The sequence below is a fragment of the Photorhabdus hainanensis genome, assembly GCF_018448965.1.
In the GTDB taxonomy this organism is placed as follows: domain Bacteria; phylum Pseudomonadota; class Gammaproteobacteria; order Enterobacterales; family Enterobacteriaceae; genus Photorhabdus; species Photorhabdus akhurstii.
On record NZ_RCWD01000044.1, the window covers coordinates 1 to 16856 of the forward strand.

Annotated in this window: 16 protein-coding genes, 7 tRNA genes, 6 other RNA genes and 1 pseudogene; 1 reads left to right on the plus strand and 29 read right to left on the minus strand. The window is 45.8% G+C overall.

Annotated features, from left to right (window positions below):
- Nucleotides 1–344 precede the first annotated feature (344 nt).
- Nucleotides 345–602 (plus strand): annotated as a pseudogene (locus EAE92_RS20405) (helix-turn-helix domain-containing protein); the annotation flags it as partial.
- 113 nt (nt 603–715) lie between these two features.
- Here EAE92_RS20405 and EAE92_RS20410 read toward each other — a convergent pair.
- The 29 genes from EAE92_RS20410 to odhB form a co-directional block, all read right to left on the minus strand.
- Nucleotides 716–1033, minus strand: coding sequence for a hypothetical protein (locus tag EAE92_RS20410; RefSeq protein WP_065390538.1), 318 nt, complete (start codon nt 1031–1033; stop codon nt 716–718).
- A 681-nt stretch (nt 1034–1714) separates the two neighbouring features.
- Nucleotides 1715–1854, minus strand: a tRNA-Lys gene (locus EAE92_RS20415).
- A gap of 34 nt (nt 1855–1888) precedes the next feature.
- A tRNA-Lys gene (locus EAE92_RS20420) sits at nt 1889–2028 on the minus strand.
- A 34-nt stretch (nt 2029–2062) separates the two neighbouring features.
- Nucleotides 2063–2195, minus strand: a non-coding RNA gene (locus EAE92_RS20425) — RtT sRNA.
- A gap of 42 nt (nt 2196–2237) precedes the next feature.
- A non-coding RNA gene (locus EAE92_RS20430) (RtT sRNA) lies at nt 2238–2370 on the minus strand.
- Nucleotides 2371–2412: 42 nt separating this feature from the next.
- Nucleotides 2413–2545, minus strand: a non-coding RNA gene (locus tag EAE92_RS20435) — RtT sRNA.
- 42 nt (nt 2546–2587) lie between these two features.
- Nucleotides 2588–2720, minus strand: a non-coding RNA gene (locus tag EAE92_RS20440) — RtT sRNA.
- Between the two features lie 42 nt (nt 2721–2762).
- Nucleotides 2763–2902: transfer RNA gene (locus EAE92_RS20445), tRNA-Lys, on the minus strand.
- A gap of 34 nt (nt 2903–2936) precedes the next feature.
- Nucleotides 2937–3076 (minus strand) — tRNA-Lys (locus tag EAE92_RS20450).
- A gap of 34 nt (nt 3077–3110) precedes the next feature.
- A non-coding RNA gene (locus EAE92_RS20455) (RtT sRNA) lies at nt 3111–3240 on the minus strand.
- A gap of 44 nt (nt 3241–3284) precedes the next feature.
- A non-coding RNA gene (locus EAE92_RS20460) (RtT sRNA) lies at nt 3285–3414 on the minus strand.
- A gap of 44 nt (nt 3415–3458) precedes the next feature.
- Nucleotides 3459–3598, minus strand: a tRNA-Lys gene (locus EAE92_RS20465).
- Between the two features lie 35 nt (nt 3599–3633).
- Nucleotides 3634–3709: transfer RNA gene (locus tag EAE92_RS20470), tRNA-Lys, on the minus strand.
- A gap of 36 nt (nt 3710–3745) precedes the next feature.
- Nucleotides 3746–3821 (minus strand) — tRNA-Lys (locus tag EAE92_RS20475).
- A 147-nt stretch (nt 3822–3968) separates the two neighbouring features.
- Nucleotides 3969–4736, minus strand: a complete 768-nt coding sequence (cpoB, locus tag EAE92_RS20480; protein ID WP_214069405.1) for a cell division protein CpoB — start codon at nt 4734–4736, stop codon at nt 3969–3971.
- Nucleotides 4737–4745: 9 nt separating this feature from the next.
- Nucleotides 4746–5246: a peptidoglycan-associated lipoprotein Pal gene (gene pal / locus EAE92_RS20485; RefSeq protein ID WP_046397131.1), complete on the minus strand. Its 501-nt coding sequence runs from the start codon at nt 5244–5246 to the stop codon at nt 4746–4748.
- A gap of 42 nt (nt 5247–5288) precedes the next feature.
- Nucleotides 5289–6581, minus strand: coding sequence for a Tol-Pal system beta propeller repeat protein TolB (tolB, locus tag EAE92_RS20490; protein ID WP_214069406.1), 1293 nt, complete (start codon nt 6579–6581; stop codon nt 5289–5291).
- A 14-nt stretch (nt 6582–6595) separates the two neighbouring features.
- On the minus strand, nt 6596–6796 hold the full coding sequence (locus EAE92_RS20495) for a hypothetical protein (RefSeq protein WP_146747448.1): 201 nt from the start codon (nt 6794–6796) through the stop codon (nt 6596–6598).
- 42 nt (nt 6797–6838) lie between these two features.
- On the minus strand, nt 6839–7909 hold the full coding sequence (tolA, locus tag EAE92_RS20500) for a cell envelope integrity protein TolA (RefSeq protein WP_046395041.1): 1071 nt from the start codon (nt 7907–7909) through the stop codon (nt 6839–6841).
- A gap of 45 nt (nt 7910–7954) precedes the next feature.
- Nucleotides 7955–8380 carry a colicin uptake protein TolR gene (tolR, locus tag EAE92_RS20505; RefSeq protein WP_036780822.1) on the minus strand — a complete coding sequence of 142 codons (426 nt, stop codon included), beginning with the start codon at nt 8378–8380 and terminating at the stop codon, nt 7955–7957.
- A gap of 14 nt (nt 8381–8394) precedes the next feature.
- On the minus strand, nt 8395–9090 hold the full coding sequence (gene tolQ / locus EAE92_RS20510) for a Tol-Pal system protein TolQ (RefSeq protein ID WP_214069407.1): 696 nt from the start codon (nt 9088–9090) through the stop codon (nt 8395–8397).
- Nucleotides 9087–9491: a tol-pal system-associated acyl-CoA thioesterase gene (gene ybgC, locus EAE92_RS20515; RefSeq protein WP_214069408.1), complete on the minus strand. Its 405-nt coding sequence runs from the start codon at nt 9489–9491 to the stop codon at nt 9087–9089. Before ybgC ends, tolQ begins: the two co-directional genes overlap by 4 nt.
- Nucleotides 9492–9603: 112 nt before the next feature.
- A complete protein-coding gene (ybgE, locus tag EAE92_RS20520; protein WP_422616070.1) occupies nt 9604–9894 on the minus strand; it encodes a cyd operon protein YbgE in 291 nt (96 codons plus the stop codon).
- A complete protein-coding gene (cydX, locus tag EAE92_RS20525) occupies nt 9888–10010 on the minus strand; it encodes a cytochrome bd-I oxidase subunit CydX (RefSeq protein WP_071647116.1) in 123 nt (40 codons plus the stop codon). Before cydX ends, ybgE begins: the two co-directional genes overlap by 7 nt.
- A 12-nt stretch (nt 10011–10022) precedes the next feature.
- Entirely contained in the window at nt 10023–11162 is a 1140-nt protein-coding gene (gene cydB / locus EAE92_RS20530) for a cytochrome d ubiquinol oxidase subunit II (RefSeq protein ID WP_214069409.1), read from the minus strand.
- A 14-nt stretch (nt 11163–11176) separates the two neighbouring features.
- Nucleotides 11177–12745 (minus strand): cytochrome ubiquinol oxidase subunit I, encoded by a 1569-nt coding sequence (gene cydA / locus EAE92_RS20535; protein ID WP_214069410.1) that lies wholly within the window; start codon nt 12743–12745, stop codon nt 11177–11179.
- A 671-nt stretch (nt 12746–13416) separates the two neighbouring features.
- Complete coding sequence (gene sucD / locus EAE92_RS20540; protein WP_214069411.1) at nt 13417–14292, minus strand: succinate--CoA ligase subunit alpha; 876 nt, start codon at nt 14290–14292, stop codon at nt 13417–13419.
- Nucleotides 14293–14295: 3 nt separating this feature from the next.
- Complete coding sequence (gene sucC, locus EAE92_RS20545) at nt 14296–15462, minus strand: ADP-forming succinate--CoA ligase subunit beta (protein WP_036812840.1); 1167 nt, start codon at nt 15460–15462, stop codon at nt 14296–14298.
- Nucleotides 15463–15630: 168 nt separating this feature from the next.
- Nucleotides 15631–16848 (minus strand): 2-oxoglutarate dehydrogenase complex dihydrolipoyllysine-residue succinyltransferase, encoded by a 1218-nt coding sequence (gene odhB / locus EAE92_RS20550; RefSeq protein ID WP_214069412.1) that lies wholly within the window; start codon nt 16846–16848, stop codon nt 15631–15633.
- Nucleotides 16849–16856 lie beyond the last annotated feature (8 nt).

A 16856-nucleotide genomic window follows, 5' to 3' on the forward strand; every position in this document is an offset into this window, starting at 1 on the left:
CGAAATCATGGCTGTCAGTATATGTGGCAATTGCTTGAGAAAGTGAAAACGTTTTTAAATTCATGTCCCTACAGGAATAGCAGAGAATAAAAAGAGTGAGTGTATTATAATTATGAAAAGTTATTTAGCATTTGGACAAAAATATCTAAGCGGCAATGTTCAGGAATATCATAGGATTCCCCATATTTGTAGAAGACTCGCTTATTGTTATTGTCGATACACTTAAGTTGCCAGTTCTCTGAAAACGTATCGCTAAATGAAAGTGATGACAAGGGAAGATTTCAATAATATGATGGATCTGCCGGGTTAACGCGGTTATCGACAAAGTAGAGCCAGAGTGAACAATGAATATTAAACCCATTAGAACAAAACAAGATTATCAAGAAGCATTAAAAACTGTCGCCTCTCTATTTGATAATCAACCTGAAATCGGCACACCTGAATTCAATTATATGGAAGTTATGGTTCTATTGATTGAAGCCTACGAAGCAGAACATTATCCCATCGACCCACCAGACCCAATCGAAGCTATCAAATTCAGAATGGAACAATCTGGATTGACGGCCAAAGATTTAAAACCTGCAATTGGTAAAGCCCCCAGAACATGAGACAGGCATAGAGTGTTTGTGATCCACCGATTGCAAACCAATTCAATGAGATCTCCTCTATGCCTGTTTGTAACGTATGTCAGAACTTTTCCCAGGGAGGACTCAGATTAAAAGAAAGAATTACTCTTCGATCCAACCTCCACTTCAATTTCCGCGTTTAAATAACTGGCGAGATTAGTGGCTGTAACTTTATAGTAGTAAATAAGGTTAGGAGGTGGCACAAGTATTTCACTTCTGCCGGGGTAGATCTCTATAGAACTATACAGAGTATAATCTCCGACTAAGGATGCCCAGAAGCCACTCACTTTAACTAGCGCCAAACTAACGTTTTTTATAGTTATATGAGGTTGATGAGCAGGAACTAATATACTGCCATTCTTATAAATATCAAGAGTCTGATTGGGGTTTATATATACTCGTGCCATTTTATTGTTTCCTTATTATTACGGTTATTTGACTGCTTATATAGCATGTGACCTTAGCGGCGAAATTTAAATTAGCATTTACTCCGAGTAGTTAAATATTGAACTTTATCAGTGACGTAAAAATAATAAGATAACCTCATGGTCATATCAGTATTAAATGATTAGTAAGCAGAATGTTTTCTGGAGCATATTAAATATCAGTATTAAAATCAGCCAGGTTAATTATGAGCTATACATTGGTATACTTCTAGAAATGAAATAATGATGAATGTCGTTTAGACGTTTAATTTTAAAGTAATAGATATGTTTTTAATTTCAAAATTTTGGGTTATTTATTACTATTAATTACATGTAATGGTTAATCATTTGAGATGTAAGAATATTTCATTGTTATTTATCAAAATTAGACTATGTTTTTAATGAATTGTCAGAGGTTTTCTACAGTAATAAATATATTACTTATAGAATAATATGATAGTTTCGAATAGTAAGTGCAACATAATTACCCTGCAAGTAAATAAGTTCGTATTCTTTTAAGGAATTTATTGAAGACTTTACGATTACTCGCTGTTGTCTCGCTTCGCTCGGCTCGAGCCTGCGACCCATTGATTAAAAGTCAACTGCTCTACCGACCGAGCTAACGACTCATCTAGGGAATTTGTTTTGAATGAAGCTTTAAGATGGTGGGTCGTGCAGGATGACTCGGCCTGTGGCCTCGCCCTTCGGGTCAGCGCTCTCGCGCTGTTGTCTCGCTTCGCTCGGCTCGAGCCTGCGACCCATTGATTAAAAGTCAACTGCTCTACCGACCGAGCTAACGACTCATCTAGGGAATTTGTTTTGAATGAAGCTTTAAGGTGGTGGGTCGTGCAGGATGACTCGGCCTGGGGCCTCGCCCTTCGGGTCAGCGCTCTCGCGCTGTTGTCTCGCTTCGCTCGGCTCGAGCCTGCGACCCATTGGTTAAAAGTCAACTGCTCTACCGACCGAGCTAACGACCCATCTAGGGAATTTGTTTTGAATGAAGCTTTAAGATGGTGGGTCGTGCAGGATGACTCGGCCTGTGGCCTCGCCCTTCGGGTCAGCGCTCTCGCGCTGTTGTCTCGCTTCGCTCGGCTCGAGCCTGCGATCAATTGATTAAAAGTCAACTGCTCTACCGATTGCACTAACGATCTATCCAGGGGAATTAATTTTGAATGAAACTTCAAGATGGTGGGTCGTACAGGATGACTCGGCCTGTGGCCTCGCCCTTCGGGCCAGCGCTTACGCGCTGTTGTCTCGCTTCGCTCGGCTCGAACCTGCGACCCATTGATTAAAAGCCAACTGTTCTACCGACTGAGCTAACGACTTATCTGAAGGATTTGTTTTTGAATAAAGTTTCAAGATGGTGGGTCGTGCAGGATGACTCGGCCTGTGGCCTCGCCCTTCGGGTCAGCGCTCTCGCGCTGTTGTCTCGCTTCGCTCGGCTCGAGCCTGCGATCAATTGATTAAAAGTCAACTGCTCTACCGATTGCACTAACGATCTATCCAGGGGAATTAATTTTGAATGAAACTTCAAGATGGTGGGTCGTACAGGATGACTCGGCCTGTGGCCTCGCCCTTCGGGTCAGCGCTTACGCGCTGTTGTCTCGCTTCGCTCGGCTCGAGCCTGCGACCCATTGATTAAAAGCCAACTGTTCTACCGACTGAGCTAACGACTTATCTGAAGGATTTGTTTTTGAATAAAGTTTCAAGATGGTGGGTCGTGCAGGATGACTCGGCCTGTGGCCTCGCCCTTCGGGTCAGCGCTCTCGCGCTGTTGTCTCGCTTCGCTCGGCTCGAGCCTGCGATCAATTGATTAAAAGTCAACTGCTCTACCGACCGAGCTAACGACTCATCTAGGGAATTTGTTTTGAATGAAGCTTTAAGATGGTGGGTCGTGCAGGATGACTCGGCCTGGGGCCTCGCCCTTCGGGTCAGCGCTTACGCGCTGTTGTCTCGCTTCGCTCGGCTCGAGCCTGCGACCCATTGGTTAAAAGTCAATTGCTCTACCGACCGAGCTAACGACTCATCTAGGGAATTTGTTTTGAATGAAGCTTTAAGATGGTGGGTCGTGCAGGATGACTCGGCCTGGGGCCTCGCCCTTCGGGTCAGCGCTCTCGCGCTGTTGTCTCGCTTCGCTCGGCTCGAGCCTGCGACCCATTGATTAAAAGCCAACTGTTCTACCGACTGAGCTAACGACTTATCTAGGGAATTTGTTTTGAATGAAGCTTTAAGATGGTGGGTCGTGCAGGATGACTCGGCCTGGGGCCTCGCCCTTCGGGTCAGCGCTCTCGCGCTGTTGTCTCGCTTCGCTCGGCTCGAGCCTGCGACCCATTGATTAAAAGCCAACTGTTCTACCGACTGAGCTAACGACTTATCTAGGGAATTTGTTTTGAATGAAGCTTTAAGATGGTGGGTCGTGCAGGATGACTCGGCCTGGGGCCTCGCCCTTCGGGTCAGCGCTCTCGCGCTGTTGTCTCGCTTCGCTCGGCTCGAGCCTGCGACCCATTGATTAAAAGTCAACTGCTCTACCGACCGAGCTAACGACTCATCTAGGGAATTTGTTTTTGAATGAAGTTTCAAGATGGTGGGTCGTGCAGGATTCGAACCTGCGACCAATTGATTAAAAGTCAACTGCTCTACCGACTGAGCTAACGACCCATCTAGGGAAATTTGTTTTCGAATGAAGCTTTAATATGGTGGGTCGTGCAGGATTCGAACCTGCGACCAATTGATTAAAAGTCAACTGCTCTACCGACTGAGCTAACGACCCATCTTGTGACTTCTCTCGGCAACGGCGGCATATATTACTGATTTCTCCGCGCTACGCAATGATTATTTTTTCAAACTACGTTTAAATGCTTATTAAATACTCAATTAACCCCGAAAATGTATTACTACACCCTTCCGGGGTCAATAATTACAGAGTAGAAAGCTTTTTCTCCGCCAGTTTAGCTGCATTCGAACCAGGGTATTGTTTCATGACCTGCTGGTAAACCGATCTCGCTTTGTCCTTCTGACCCTTGTCCTGCATGATTAAACCAACTTTATAAAGCGATTCGCCACTCTTCTGCGATTTCGGATACTCTTTGACTACCGTAGCAAAGTAATACGCAGCTTCGTCTTTTTTACCCTTGTTGTAATTAAGCTGCCCCAACCAGTAATTGGCATTAGGCATATAACTCGACTTTGGATAACTCTTCACAAAACTCTGAAAGGCCACAATCGCTTTATCATATTCTTTGGTATTCACCGCCAAATGAACAGCTGCGTCATAATCACCTTTCTCACTGCCCGTGCCGACAGATGATGATGCCTGATTGCCACTATGACTTGTCGTTGAAGAAGCTGTGTTTGCAGCAGGTTTGCTCCCCTCAGAACTGGTAGCCCCTTCCAGTTGCTGATAAATGTCCTTCTGCCGCTCTATAATCTGATTGAGCTGATACTGATTCTCCTGAATCTGCCCTCGAAGCATGTCAATATCACGTTGAGAATCAGCAAGTTGTTGCTGGAGTTGCGTTAATAGCTGACTGTGAGCGTTGGAAATCCGCTCTAATTGGGTAAGGCGCTCATCGGTAGAACCCGAGCCGACATTACTGATTGGCGCTTGGGCAATAGCGGCCCAAGGAACCGCTACGCCAACCAGTAACGACAGACCCAAAACATGATGTCTGAAGTTACTGTTCATGAACTACTCTTAGTATGCCAGTACTGCGCGACGGTTCTTAGCATAAGCTGATTCGTCGTGACCCAGTACAGCAGGTTTCTCTTTACCGTAAGAGACGATAGAGATTTGCTCACCGGAAACACCTTTGCCTTGCAGGTACATTTTCACTGCATTAGCACGGCGTTCACCTAATGCGATGTTGTACTCAGGAGTACCACGTTCGTCAGCATGACCTTCTACAACAACTTTATAAGATGGGTTGCTGCGCAGGAATGCCGCGTGAGCGTCTAACAGCTGAGTAAAATCTGAGCCAACGTCGTATTTGTCAAAACCAAAATATACGATGTTGTTGTTTTGTAGCTCTTGCATTTGCTGACGAGCTAATTCCTCTGCTGACAGACCCGCATTAGTTTCGTTAACAGTGCCGACACCAGTCTGATCGTTATCAGCATTCTTGTTAGAACTACACGCTGCTACGGCCATAACTGGTAAAGCTAACATCAGCCCTTTTAGCACTTTGTTCAGTTGCATCTCTTTGATCCTTTTAAAATTTGCCATACATATTATTATGCATCACAGATACGGCGACCAGGCAGGGAATTTTACCTGTCCATCGGTTGCCGGAAGACGCGCTTTGAAACGCCCGTCAGTCGAAACTAGCTGCAATACAGTCCCCAACCCTTGGGTGGAGCTATAAATCACCATAGTGCCGTTAGGTGCGATACTCGGCGTTTCATCCAGGAACGTATCCGTCAAAATTTGAACGGCTCCCGTTGCCAGATCTTGTTTAGCTATGTGCTGCTTACCACTCTCTGAGCTGACCATCACCACAAAACTACCATCTGCGCTTACATCAGCATCCTGGTTTTGTGTGCCTTCCCAAGTGAGGCGTTGCGGAGCACCGCCATTAATATCGGTTTTATATAACTGTGGACGACCACCCTGATCAGAGGTGTAAACCAAAGTCTGGTTATCCGGCATCCAACTTGGCTCAGTGTTGTTACTGCGGCCATCTGTAACCTGACGAATCTGAGCTGAACCCAAATCCATCACGTAAAGATTCAAACTACCCGATTTAGATAGAGCAAATGCCAATTTACTGCCATCAGGGGAAAATGCAGGCGCACCGTTATGACGCGGGAAAGAGGCAACCTGACGCACCTCACCACTCGCCAAGGTCTGGATAACCAAGGCAGAACGGCCGCTTTCAAATGTCACATAAGCCAGTTTAGCGCCATCAGGAGACCATGCCGGCGACATCAATGGTTCCGGCGAACGGTGAACAGTGAACTGGTTGTAACCATCGTAATCAGATACACGCAGTTCATACGGATATTTACCGCCATTAGTCTTTACAATGTAAGCCAGACGAGTACGGAATGCGCCTTTGATGCCCGTCAGTTTTTCAAATACTTGATCACTGGCTGTATGCGCAGCATAACGCAACCACTGTTTGGTCACTTTGAATTGATCCTGAGCAAGCACCGTGCCCGGAGCGCTCGCAGTATCAACCAATTGATAAGAGATTAAAAAACCACCATCCGCACTTGGTTGGATCTGCCCAACAACAACAGCATCAATCCCCAACGCCGACCACGCGGCAGGCGTCACCTCAGATGCCGTCGTTGGCTGCTGCGGCATACGGCTGACATCAATAGGGTTAAATTTACCGCTGTTACGAAGATCGGCCCCAACGATCGCCCCAATCTCTTCCGGCGCATTGCCCGCTCCAGTCCATTTAAATGGCACGACACCAATAGGACGCGCAGAATCGACACCTTGGGTGATCTCGATACGAACTTCTGCGTAAGCAACCGTGGCCCACAATATTAAAATGCCTAGTACTACTTTAAAAGCCTGCCTCATTAATCTCTCCCTTATCACGATGGAATAGTCGCAATAATTCGCAGAATATTAACAAACGTCAACAAACAAAACCAGATATACCCGTTATCTTTCAAGTTGCCTCTTTGTTGGCCGCACTCACTCACCCCGGTCACATAGTTATCTATGCTCCCGGGGATTCGCTCCCTTGCCGTCGCGATCCATCTTGAAATCCATTGGGTATAGCTTAATAACATTGAATGGTTCTGTTTGTTATTAATAACTTTTAAATAACAACTTTATTGAGGGTTGAAATCAAGCGGCGCGTTTTTAAACACTTCGTAAACCTCCTTACTTGGCGGTTTAGGAATTTTCGCTTGTTTAGCCGCCGCTACCGCTGCCTGGCACAACGCCGGGTCTCCCCCCTCTGACCTTACATCAATTAACAATCCATCAGGAGCAAGTTTAATCCGTAATGTACAGGTACGCCCACGATACATACTTGGATCGTAAAACTTATTCTGTATCGCTATCTGGATCTGCCCCAGATAGTTATTAATGTCGGCATTTGAAGCTCCACTTTTCTTGCCGCCACCTTTACCGGCGGCAGAAGCCCCTCCCTGCTGTTTCGGCGCATTGGAAGTTAAGCCACCCAGTAAGTCATCAACTTCACTTTCCTGTTTAGCGGCTTGCGCCGCAGCTTTCTTCTTGGCGTCAGCTTCGGCCTTAGCTTTAGCCTTTGCATCCGCCTCAGCTTTGGCTTTAGCATCCGCTTCAGCCTTGGCTTTTGCTTTAGCCTCAGCGTCTGCTTTGGCTTTCGCTTCTTCCGCGGCTTTTTGTTTAGCAGCAGCGGCTTCCGCCTCTTTCTTAGCTTCAGCTTCGGCTTTCTTCTGCGCCTCAGCCTGCTCTTTAATCAGTTTTTCTTTTTCAGCCTTAGCTTTCGCCGCCGCTTCTTCTGCCTGTTTTTGCTCTTCACGGGCTTTGTTTGCAGCTTCTACAGCCTGCTTCTTCTGTTCTTCCGCTGCTTGTTGCGCCTTAATTCGTTCTTCTTCCACCGCTTTTAAACGCTCCTGCTCTTCAGCCTGCTTTTCCCTTAATTCAGCGGCCTGCTGTTCGGCTTTCTTCTTTCGTAACTGCTCTGCACGTTTAGCATCAGCCTGTTGTTGTTGCTGTTGGTTGTACTGTTGTACTACCGCATTCGGATCGACCATCACAGCATCAATAACAGAACCATCCTGACCACCGCCGCCCATTTCAGTTTTTCGTGTCAGGGAACCCCAAATAAGTAACCCAATCAAAATAATATGCAACACAACCGAAACGATAACAGCGCGATTTAATTTATTGTTTTGCCCGTTTGTCTTTCCCACGCTCGATATCCAAGATCTTCAAATAACAGCAACTGCCGGCTAAACTCAGATAGGCTGAGTCATTAAACCAACGGATTTCACACCTGCCCGATGCAGCATGTTGAGCGCCTTAATAATCTCATCGTAAGGCACTTCCTTCGAACCACCGATTAAGAAAACGGTTTTTGGATTCTCTTTTATTCTCGCCTGCGCTTCCGCAATAATCTGCGGCTCAGGCAATAATTCCAATCGTTCATGGTTAACTATCATGGTGTACTGACCAACACCAGAAACCTCCACGATTACCGGTGGGTTATCGGAGTTGGAAACCGTTTTAGAATCTACCGCATCCGGCAGATCAACTTCTACGCTTTGAGTGATAATCGGCGCTGTCGCCATAAAGATAAGCAACAGAACCAGCAACACGTCCAGTAAGGGAACGATATTGATTTCGGATTTCAGCTCACGCTTGCGACTACGGGTGCGTGCCATAGCTTCTCCCCTTACTATTTGTTCTCTGCTTTATTTTCAGCAGCGAAAGCCTGACGATGCAAAATAGCCAGAAACTCTTCCATAAAGTTATCGTAATTTTGCTCCAGCTTATTAACACGCTGATTCAGGCGGTTGTATGCCATAACAGCCGGAATCGCCGCAAACAGACCAATCGCCGTTGCAATCAACGCTTCCGCAATACCCGGCGCCACCATCTGGAGAGTGGCCTGTTTTACCGCACCTAACGCGATAAATGCATGCATAATCCCCCAAACCGTACCAAACAAACCGATATACGGGCTAATTGAGCCAACGGTACCCAAGAATGGAATATGGCTTTCTAACGATTCCAATTCACGATTCATTGAGATACGCATTGCACGCGAAGCCCCTGTTACTACCGCTTCTGGAGCATGATTATTTGCATGACACAGACGGGCAAATTCTTTGAACCCAGAATAAAAAATTTGTTCTGTTCCACCTAAAGAGTCTCGACGCGACTGACTTTCCTTATATAAGCGTGATAATTCAATACCCGACCAGAATTTATCTTCAAATGCTTCCGCTTCACGGGTTGCTGCATTGAGAATTTTGGTCCTTTGAATAATGATCGCCCATGAAGCAACGGAAAAGCAGATCAAAATAAGCATGATCAGTTGCACCAAAAGGCCCGCTTTCAGGAATAAATCTAGAATGTTCATGTCAGTCACTGCTTAAACTCCGCGACAATAGACTTTGGAAGCGCAATCGGCTTCATTTGAGATGTATTCACGCAGGCGATTAAAACTTCTGCGCTGTTAAGAATTGTCCCATTACCATCAACAATGCGTTGAATAAATGTCAAAGACGCTCTACGAATATCCGTAATTTCGCTCTGCACCTCTAACATATCATCAAGCCGGGCCGGGGCACGATAATCAACCACTATACGCCGAACAACAAATGCAATTTGTTCATCAAGTAAACGCTGTTGATGAATTCCATGCTGACGTAACATCTCAGTACGTGCTCTTTCATAAAAGACCACATAACGGCCATTATAAACTATCCCACTCACATCTGTATCTTCGTAATAAATACGAATGGGCCACCGGAACAACGTATTACTCACTTTCAATCCTACATAAGGCGAATTAACGCTGCCACTATACTCAAGACAATGCGGCTTTGGAATAATGTGCAAATAAAAAATTTATGGGTCAGAAGCCCCATAACATACAGAATTAACTCATAAAGAAACGATACAAACCCCAAATTAAAATCAAGAATGCCGGCAAAGGAGAGAAAAAGATACGCCAGACGATATTTCTTGGCTGAAAACCCACCCCGAAAATCACACCTGTACATACAGACCATATTAGCAAAATACCTTGCCATATCCGCAATGAACTGGTGTTAGCCGCAAAACGAGCCGGGTCCCAGAATACACAAGCGGCAAACATTAATGCCGCAATAAGGATAAGGCCCCGAACGGGGGCTTTATCCATTAGCCGATAGTATTTATCTATCAACACGATTTCTCGCTATTTTTAGCGGCTTTTTCTTCTTCATTATGCTCAAAAGCTAAGGCAGCGATTATAGCGAAACTACAAGCCAAGAGCGTTCCGAGAATCCAAGCAAAATACCACATGCTTTATGTTCCTTAGTATAGTGAATGTTTGTTATCTTCAATAAAGCTTTTATCCAAACGCCCAAACATTTTGTAATAACACCAAATGGTATATCCCAGAACAATTGGGACAAAAATCAATGCAACCACAAACATGACGCGCAGCGTCATCAAGCTTGAAGTCGCATCCCACATCGTCAAGCTGACATTAGGATTAGTGATTGAAGGCATCACAAATGGGAACATCGTTACACCGCAGGCCAGAATGATGCCAGCAATTGTCAGTGAAGAGAACAGGAATGCCCATCCAGCTTTATTCATATGCGTCATCAGCATCGTCAGCAAAGGCGAAACCACGCCCAGTGCCGGTAGCGCCCACAACCACGGATAGTTGTTAAAGTTAGTCAGCCAAGCGCCCGCCTGATGAACGACTTCTTTATGTAATGGGTTAGACTGAGCCATCGTATCCAAGCCGCCGGTCACAACATAACCATCAATACCATAAATCAGCCATACGCCTGCCAGCAGGAAAGCCGCCATTGTCACCAGAGCACAGAGGTAAGTCGCAGTACGAGAACGCAGACGCAGCTCACCCGTAGTACGCATTTGCAGATAAGTCGCTCCCTGAGTCACAATCATCATCAAGCTGATCACTCCCGCCAGTAAACCGTATGGGTTGAGCAATCCAAAGAAGGAGCCGGTGTAGAACAGGCGGAGTTGAGAGTCAACGTTAAACGGCACTCCCTGTAATAGATTACCGAATGCCACGCCGATAACTAATGGCGGAACGAAACTACCGATAACTATTCCCCAATCCCACATGTTACGCCACTTACGGTCTTCCAGTTTGGAGCGGTAATCAAAACCAACCGGACGGAAGAACAATGCAGATAACACCAAGATCATAGCAACATAGAAGCCAGAGAACGCCGCGGCATAGACCATCGGCCATGCGGCGAACAGCGCTCCACCGGCGGTAATCAGCCAAACCTGATTACCATCCCAATGCGGCGCCACTGAGTTAATCATGATGCGACGCTCAGTATCGTTTTTGCCGATGATACGTAATAGGATACCGACTCCCATATCAAAACCATCAGTTACCGCGAAACCGATTAGCAGCACACCAATCAGTAGCCACCAGATAAATCGTAGTACTTCATAATCAAACATAAGTGGACTCCTGTTTACTGAGCATCGGGTGCTGAAGTTGTTTTCTGTTCAAAATGGTAACGCCCGGTTTTTAGGCTACTTGGGCCAAGGCGGGCAAATTTGAACATCAAAAACATTTCCGCAATCAGGAATAAGGTATAAAGGCCGCAAATTAGCGCCATAGAAAACAAGATATCGCCGGCTGTTAAATTGGAACTCGCCACCGCAGTTGGCAGAACTTCACCGATTGCCCACGGTTGACGACCATATTCCGCCACAAACCAGCCTGATTCTATGGCAATCCACGGCAATGGAATGCTGTACAGTGCGGCGCGAAGTAACCATTTTTGTTTACCAATACGGCCACGGATAACACTCCAAAACGCCAAACCAATCAACAATAACATCAGGAAGCCGGCTGCAACCATGATACGGAATGCAAAATAGAGCGGCGCAACACGAGGAATGGAATCTTTCGCGGCTGCTTTGATCTGTTCTTCACTGGCATCAGTCACTTTGCTGGTATAACGTTTCAGCAACATGCCATAACCCAGATCTTGTTTATTCTCATTGAATGCGGTACGAACAGTCGGGTCTGTGTTACCGGCACGCAATTCTTCCAACAGGTGATAAGCCTTTATACCATTACGAATACGCTGCTCATGCTGGTCCATCAGATCACGCAGACCAATGACCGGAGTATCAACAGAACGGGTAGCAATCAGCCCCATAAGATAAGGAATCTGAATTGCATATTTGTTCTCCATTTTATCCTGATCCGGGATACCTATCAGTGTAAAAGCGGCCGGCGGTGGCTGGGTTTCCCATTCAGCTTCGATGGCGGCCAGCTTAGTCTTCTGTACGTCGCCCATTTCGTAGCCAGATTCATCACCCAACACAATAACAGACAACACAGCCGCGATACCAAAGCTTGAAGCAATCGCAAATGAACGCTTAGCAAATGGAATATCACGGCCTTTAAGCAGGTAGTAAGAGCTGATACCGAGAACAAAGATCGCTCCTGTCACATAACCCGCTGCAACGGTATGAACAAATTTCACCTGAGCAACCGGGTTTAGTACCAGTTCAGCAAAACTGACCATCTCCATACGCATGGTTTCAAAGTTGAAATCAGAAGCAATCGGGTTTTGCATCCAACCGTTAGCAATCAGAATCCAAAGCGCAGAGAAGTTAGAGCCTAGTGCGACCAACCAAGTTACCGCCAGATGTTGCGTCTTACTGAGACGATCCCAACCGAAGAAGAACAAGCCTACGAATGTAGACTCCAGGAAGAACGCCATCAGACCTTCAATCGCCAGAGGCGCACCGAAAATGTCACCGACATAGTGAGAAAAGTATGACCAGTTAGTCCCAAACTGGAACTCCATAGTCAACCCTGTTGCAACCCCCAGAGCGAAGTTAATACCAAATAACTTGCCCCAGAACTTTGTCATATCTTTATAAATTTGTTTACCGGAAAGCACATATACCGTTTCCATGATCGCCAGCAAAAACGCCATACCAAGCGTTAGCGGAACGAATAAGAAGTGATACATCGCAGTTAAGGCAAACTGTAATCGTGACAGTTCGACAATATCAAACATCTTGACTCCTTGCTCCTAGCAGGAAGACACCGACTTGCGGCAACCTGACTTCATATAAGCCCTTTTCTCAAAGTACTCATGCGGAAGCCTCGTAACTACCAGCAATAAATGCCTTTAAAATAACAACTCATTACTAAGTAAATTAAAAACTAATTAGACTAATAGTATAGTACGCTTATATTCCCATACAATAAATAGGTTTTACGTGATTCAGATTAGAATTCTGAATATAGGTCAAGAATTGCAGCCATGTTTAATAGGAATTAATTTGATCAGAGTCAATTTAAGCAAATTAAAGTAATAATGCTATAGTAATAACTTGATTTTATGGATTTTTTTCAGACCAGTGTTAATTAATTTGTTTATTATTTCATTTTGGTTGACATATTGTTAATTATTTGTTTGTTTAGATAAATATTGATTTCTATATTTCTGTTAAATGATTTTTAAAATTAACTTCTTATTTTCATTCTTAAGAAAATATTATTATTAACTTCATCTTTATTAAATTTCATTTTAATAAATAGCATTAATGAAATTCAGTTTAATTTAATTGGAGAATAACAAAGTGAAAATAAAGATTGAATGAACTTAGTGGCAGTGAATACTGCCCATACAAATAAAAAGGCCACTTTGCAGCGGCCTAATAGATAAGAGTTTTTTATCAGAATTTACTTACTAGCGAGTAAATCTTTCACAGCATCACCAATGTCAGCCAAGCTACGAACAGTCTTCACGCCAGCCGTTTCCAGAGCAGCAAATTTTTCGTCCGCCGTTCCTTTGCCACCCGCGATAATGGCGCCGGCATGGCCCATACGCTTACCTTTTGGCGCAGTCACACCCGCGATGTAGGCGACAACCGGCTTAGTGACGTGCTCTTTAATATAAGCCGCCGCTTCTTCTTCCGCTGTTCCACCAATTTCACCAATCATTACGATGGCTTCTGTTTGCGGATCTTGCTGGAATAATTTCAGAATATCGATGAAGTTAGAACCTGGAATTGGGTCCCCGCCGATACCAACGCAGGTAGATTGCCCTAAACCTGCATCAGTGGTCTGTTTTACTGCTTCATAAGTCAGCGTACCTGAACGGGAAACGATACCGACTTTACCCGCCTGATGAATGTGGCCCGGCATAATACCGATCTTACATTCATCTGGTGTAATGACTCCCGGACAGTTAGGGCCGATCATACGCACACCCGCTTCATCCAGTTTCATTTTAACCACCAGCATATCCAGCGTCGGAATACCTTCGGTAATGGTGATGATCAGTTTAATACCTGCGTCGATCGCTTCCAGAATAGAATCTTTACAGAATGGAGCGGGAACATAGATAACAGAAGCCGTTGCCCCTGTTGCTTCCACCGCTTCACGAACGGTATTGAAAACCGGTAATCCCAGATGCTCAGTACCACCCTTACCCGGCGTTACCCCGCCAACCATTTGGGTGCCGTAAGCAATCGCTTGTTCTGAATGGAAAGTTCCTTGGCTGCCAGTAAAACCTTGACAGATAACTTTGGTGTTTTTATCAATTAAAATAGACATTGTTTATTTTGCCCCCACTGCTGCTACTGCTTGCTTAGCCGCATCTGTCAAGCTGGTTGCGGCAATGATATTTAAACCGCTGTCAGCCAGTTTTTTCGCGCCCAGATCAGCATTGTTCCCTTCCAAACGAACAACAACCGGTACGTGAACTCCTACTTCTTCCACCGCGCCAATAATACCGTCAGCAATCAGGTCACAACGAACAATACCACCAAAAATATTAACCAATACCGCTTTTACATTTTCATCTGACAGGATGATCTTAAACGCTTCTGTAACACGTTCTTTGGTTGCGCCGCCACCGACATCAAGGAAGTTAGCTGGCGCACCGCCATGCAATTTAACGATATCCATCGTTCCCATCGCCAAGCCCGCACCGTTTACCATGCAACCAATATTGCCATCCAGCGCGACATAGTTCAGTTCCCACTGTGCCGCCTGAGCTTCACGGGGATCTTCCTGAGATGGGTCATGCATTTCACGCAATTCAGCCTGACGAAACAGTGCGTTGCCGTCAGCGCCCAGTTTGCCATCCAGACAAATCAAATCACCTTGAGTGGTAATAACCAATGGGTTAATTTCAACCAGAGCCAGATCGCGCTCCAGGAACAGGTTTGCCAACCCTAAGAAAATTTTAGTGAACTGGCTGACTTGTTTACCGGTTAAACCCAATTTAAATGCCAGTTCACGCCCCTGATAAGGCATAGGACCAATCAGCGGGTCGATAATCGCTTTATGAATCAGTTCCGGGGTCTCTTCCGCAACTTTTTCAATTTCAACGCCACCTTCAGTAGAAGCCATGAACACTACACGACGTGTACCACGATCAACCACAGCACCGAGATACAGCTCCTTCGCAATATCAGTCGCCCCTTCCACCAAAATCTGGCGAACAGGCTGACCTTGCGCATCTGTCTGGTAAGTAACCAAACGTTTGCCTAGCCACTGCTCAGCGAAAGCGCGAATTTCTTCTTTACTGTTAACCACTTTCACGCCGCCCGCTTTACCGCGGCCGCCAGCGTGAACCTGACACTTCACCACCCAAGGGCCAGAGCCGATTTTAGATGCAGCCTCTTCTGCTTCACGCGGTGTCGTGCAGGCGTAACCAGCCGGAGCGGGTAAACCATACCGTGCAAAAAGCTGTTTTGCCTGATACTCGTGTAAATTCATGATGTTCTATCCATAATTAAGTCTGAGGAGAGCAAAAATAAGTAGGTTGCTCTCTGATTTTTTTGTTGCCCTGGATATAGCCAGTCCAAAGAAAAGACTGGCTGTACATATACATTTGTTTACTTCAGACTGGGCAGATATTAGCGCGTATCCGCCCTGATTATGTTGCTATACGTCCAGCAGCAAACGTGCAGGATCTTCCAGCATTTCTTTGATGGTCACCAGGAAGCCTACAGACTCACGTCCATCGATCAGACGGTGGTCATAAGACAATGCCAAGTACATCATTGGAAGGATCTCCACCTGACCATTAACCGCCATTGGGCGATCTTTGATGGCATGCATGCCAAGAATCGCACTCTGTGGCGGGTTAATGATTGGCGTAGACATTAAGGAGCCGAATACACCGCCATTAGTAATGGTAAAGTTACCACCCGTCAGCTCTTCAACGGTCAATTTGCCGTCGCGGCCTTTGATAGCCAGCTCTTTAATGCGTTTTTCGAGATCAGCCATGCTCAGTGCATCGGCATCACGCAGTACTGGCGTTACCAGACCACGCGGTGTCGACACCGCAATACTGATATCGAAATAGTTGTGGTAAACCACATCAGCGCCATCAATAGAAGCATTCACTTCTGGATAGCGTTTCAGTGCTTCAACCACGGCTTTCACATAGAAAGACATAAAACCCAGACGCACGCCGTGACGTTTTTCAAACGCCTCGCCGTACTGTTTACGCATGTCTTGAATGGGCTTCATGTTAACTTCGTTAAATGTTGTCAACATCGCGGTGTTGTTTTTCGCTTCCAGCAGGCGTTCAGCCACGCGCTTACGCAGGCGAGTCATTGGAACACGTTTTTCACTACGGTGCGGCAACAGAGAATCCTGGGCAGAAACAGGGGCTTCTGCGGACTTGCTAGCCACTTTTTCGTTATCAGCCATGTATTTTTCCACGTCTTCACGGACAATGCGTCCACCAACACCACTGCCTTTAATCGCTTTAGCATCAAGATCATGCTCTGCAATCAAACGGCGAACCGCCGGGCTGAGCGCATCATTGCTCTCTTCTTCTAAACCCGCCGTCTGGCGTTTCGCCAAAGTCGCTTCTGTTTTCTCTTTTATTTCCGCCGGCTTGCCGGTGCTATCGCCCAAACGGATACGACCAAGAAGCTGACGGGACAGAACAGTGGCGTCTTTCTGTTCTAAAATGGCTTCTAAAATACCCGCCTCGCTGGCGGGCACTTCCAGCACAACTTTATCTGTTTCGATTTCAACCAGCACTTCATCACGTTCAACACGGTCACCCTCTTTTTTGTGCCAAACTGCCACAGTGGCATCAGCAACAGACTCAGGCAGATCCGGAACCAGAATATCTACGCTACTCATTTTATATC

What these genes read in the sequence shown, in the direction of transcription:
- cydA (WP_214069410.1), bottom strand. Translation starts at nt 12,745, where the DNA reads ATGTTTGATATTGTCGAACTGTCACGATTACAGTTTGCCTTAACTGCG.
- sucD (WP_214069411.1), bottom strand. Translation starts at nt 14,292, where the DNA reads ATGTCTATTTTAATTGATAAAAACACCAAAGTTATCTGTCAAGGTTTT.
- EAE92_RS20495 (WP_146747448.1), bottom strand. Translation starts at nt 6,796, where the DNA reads ATGTTATTAAGCTATACCCAATGGATTTCAAGATGGATCGCGACGGCA.
- tolR (WP_036780822.1), bottom strand. Translation starts at nt 8,380, where the DNA reads ATGGCACGCACCCGTAGTCGCAAGCGTGAGCTGAAATCCGAAATCAAT.
- cydX (WP_071647116.1), bottom strand. Translation starts at nt 10,010, where the DNA reads ATGTGGTATTTTGCTTGGATTCTCGGAACGCTCTTGGCTTGTAGTTTC.
- cydB (WP_214069409.1), bottom strand. Translation starts at nt 11,162, where the DNA reads ATGTTTGATTATGAAGTACTACGATTTATCTGGTGGCTACTGATTGGT.
- EAE92_RS20410 (WP_065390538.1), bottom strand. Translation starts at nt 1,033, where the DNA reads ATGGCACGAGTATATATAAACCCCAATCAGACTCTTGATATTTATAAG.
- odhB (WP_214069412.1), bottom strand. Translation starts at nt 16,848, where the DNA reads ATGAGTAGCGTAGATATTCTGGTTCCGGATCTGCCTGAGTCTGTTGCT.
- cpoB (WP_214069405.1), bottom strand. Translation starts at nt 4,736, where the DNA reads ATGAACAGTAACTTCAGACATCATGTTTTGGGTCTGTCGTTACTGGTT.
- sucC (WP_036812840.1), bottom strand. Translation starts at nt 15,462, where the DNA reads ATGAATTTACACGAGTATCAGGCAAAACAGCTTTTTGCACGGTATGGT.
- pal (WP_046397131.1), bottom strand. Translation starts at nt 5,246, where the DNA reads ATGCAACTGAACAAAGTGCTAAAAGGGCTGATGTTAGCTTTACCAGTT.
- tolB (WP_214069406.1), bottom strand. Translation starts at nt 6,581, where the DNA reads ATGAGGCAGGCTTTTAAAGTAGTACTAGGCATTTTAATATTGTGGGCC.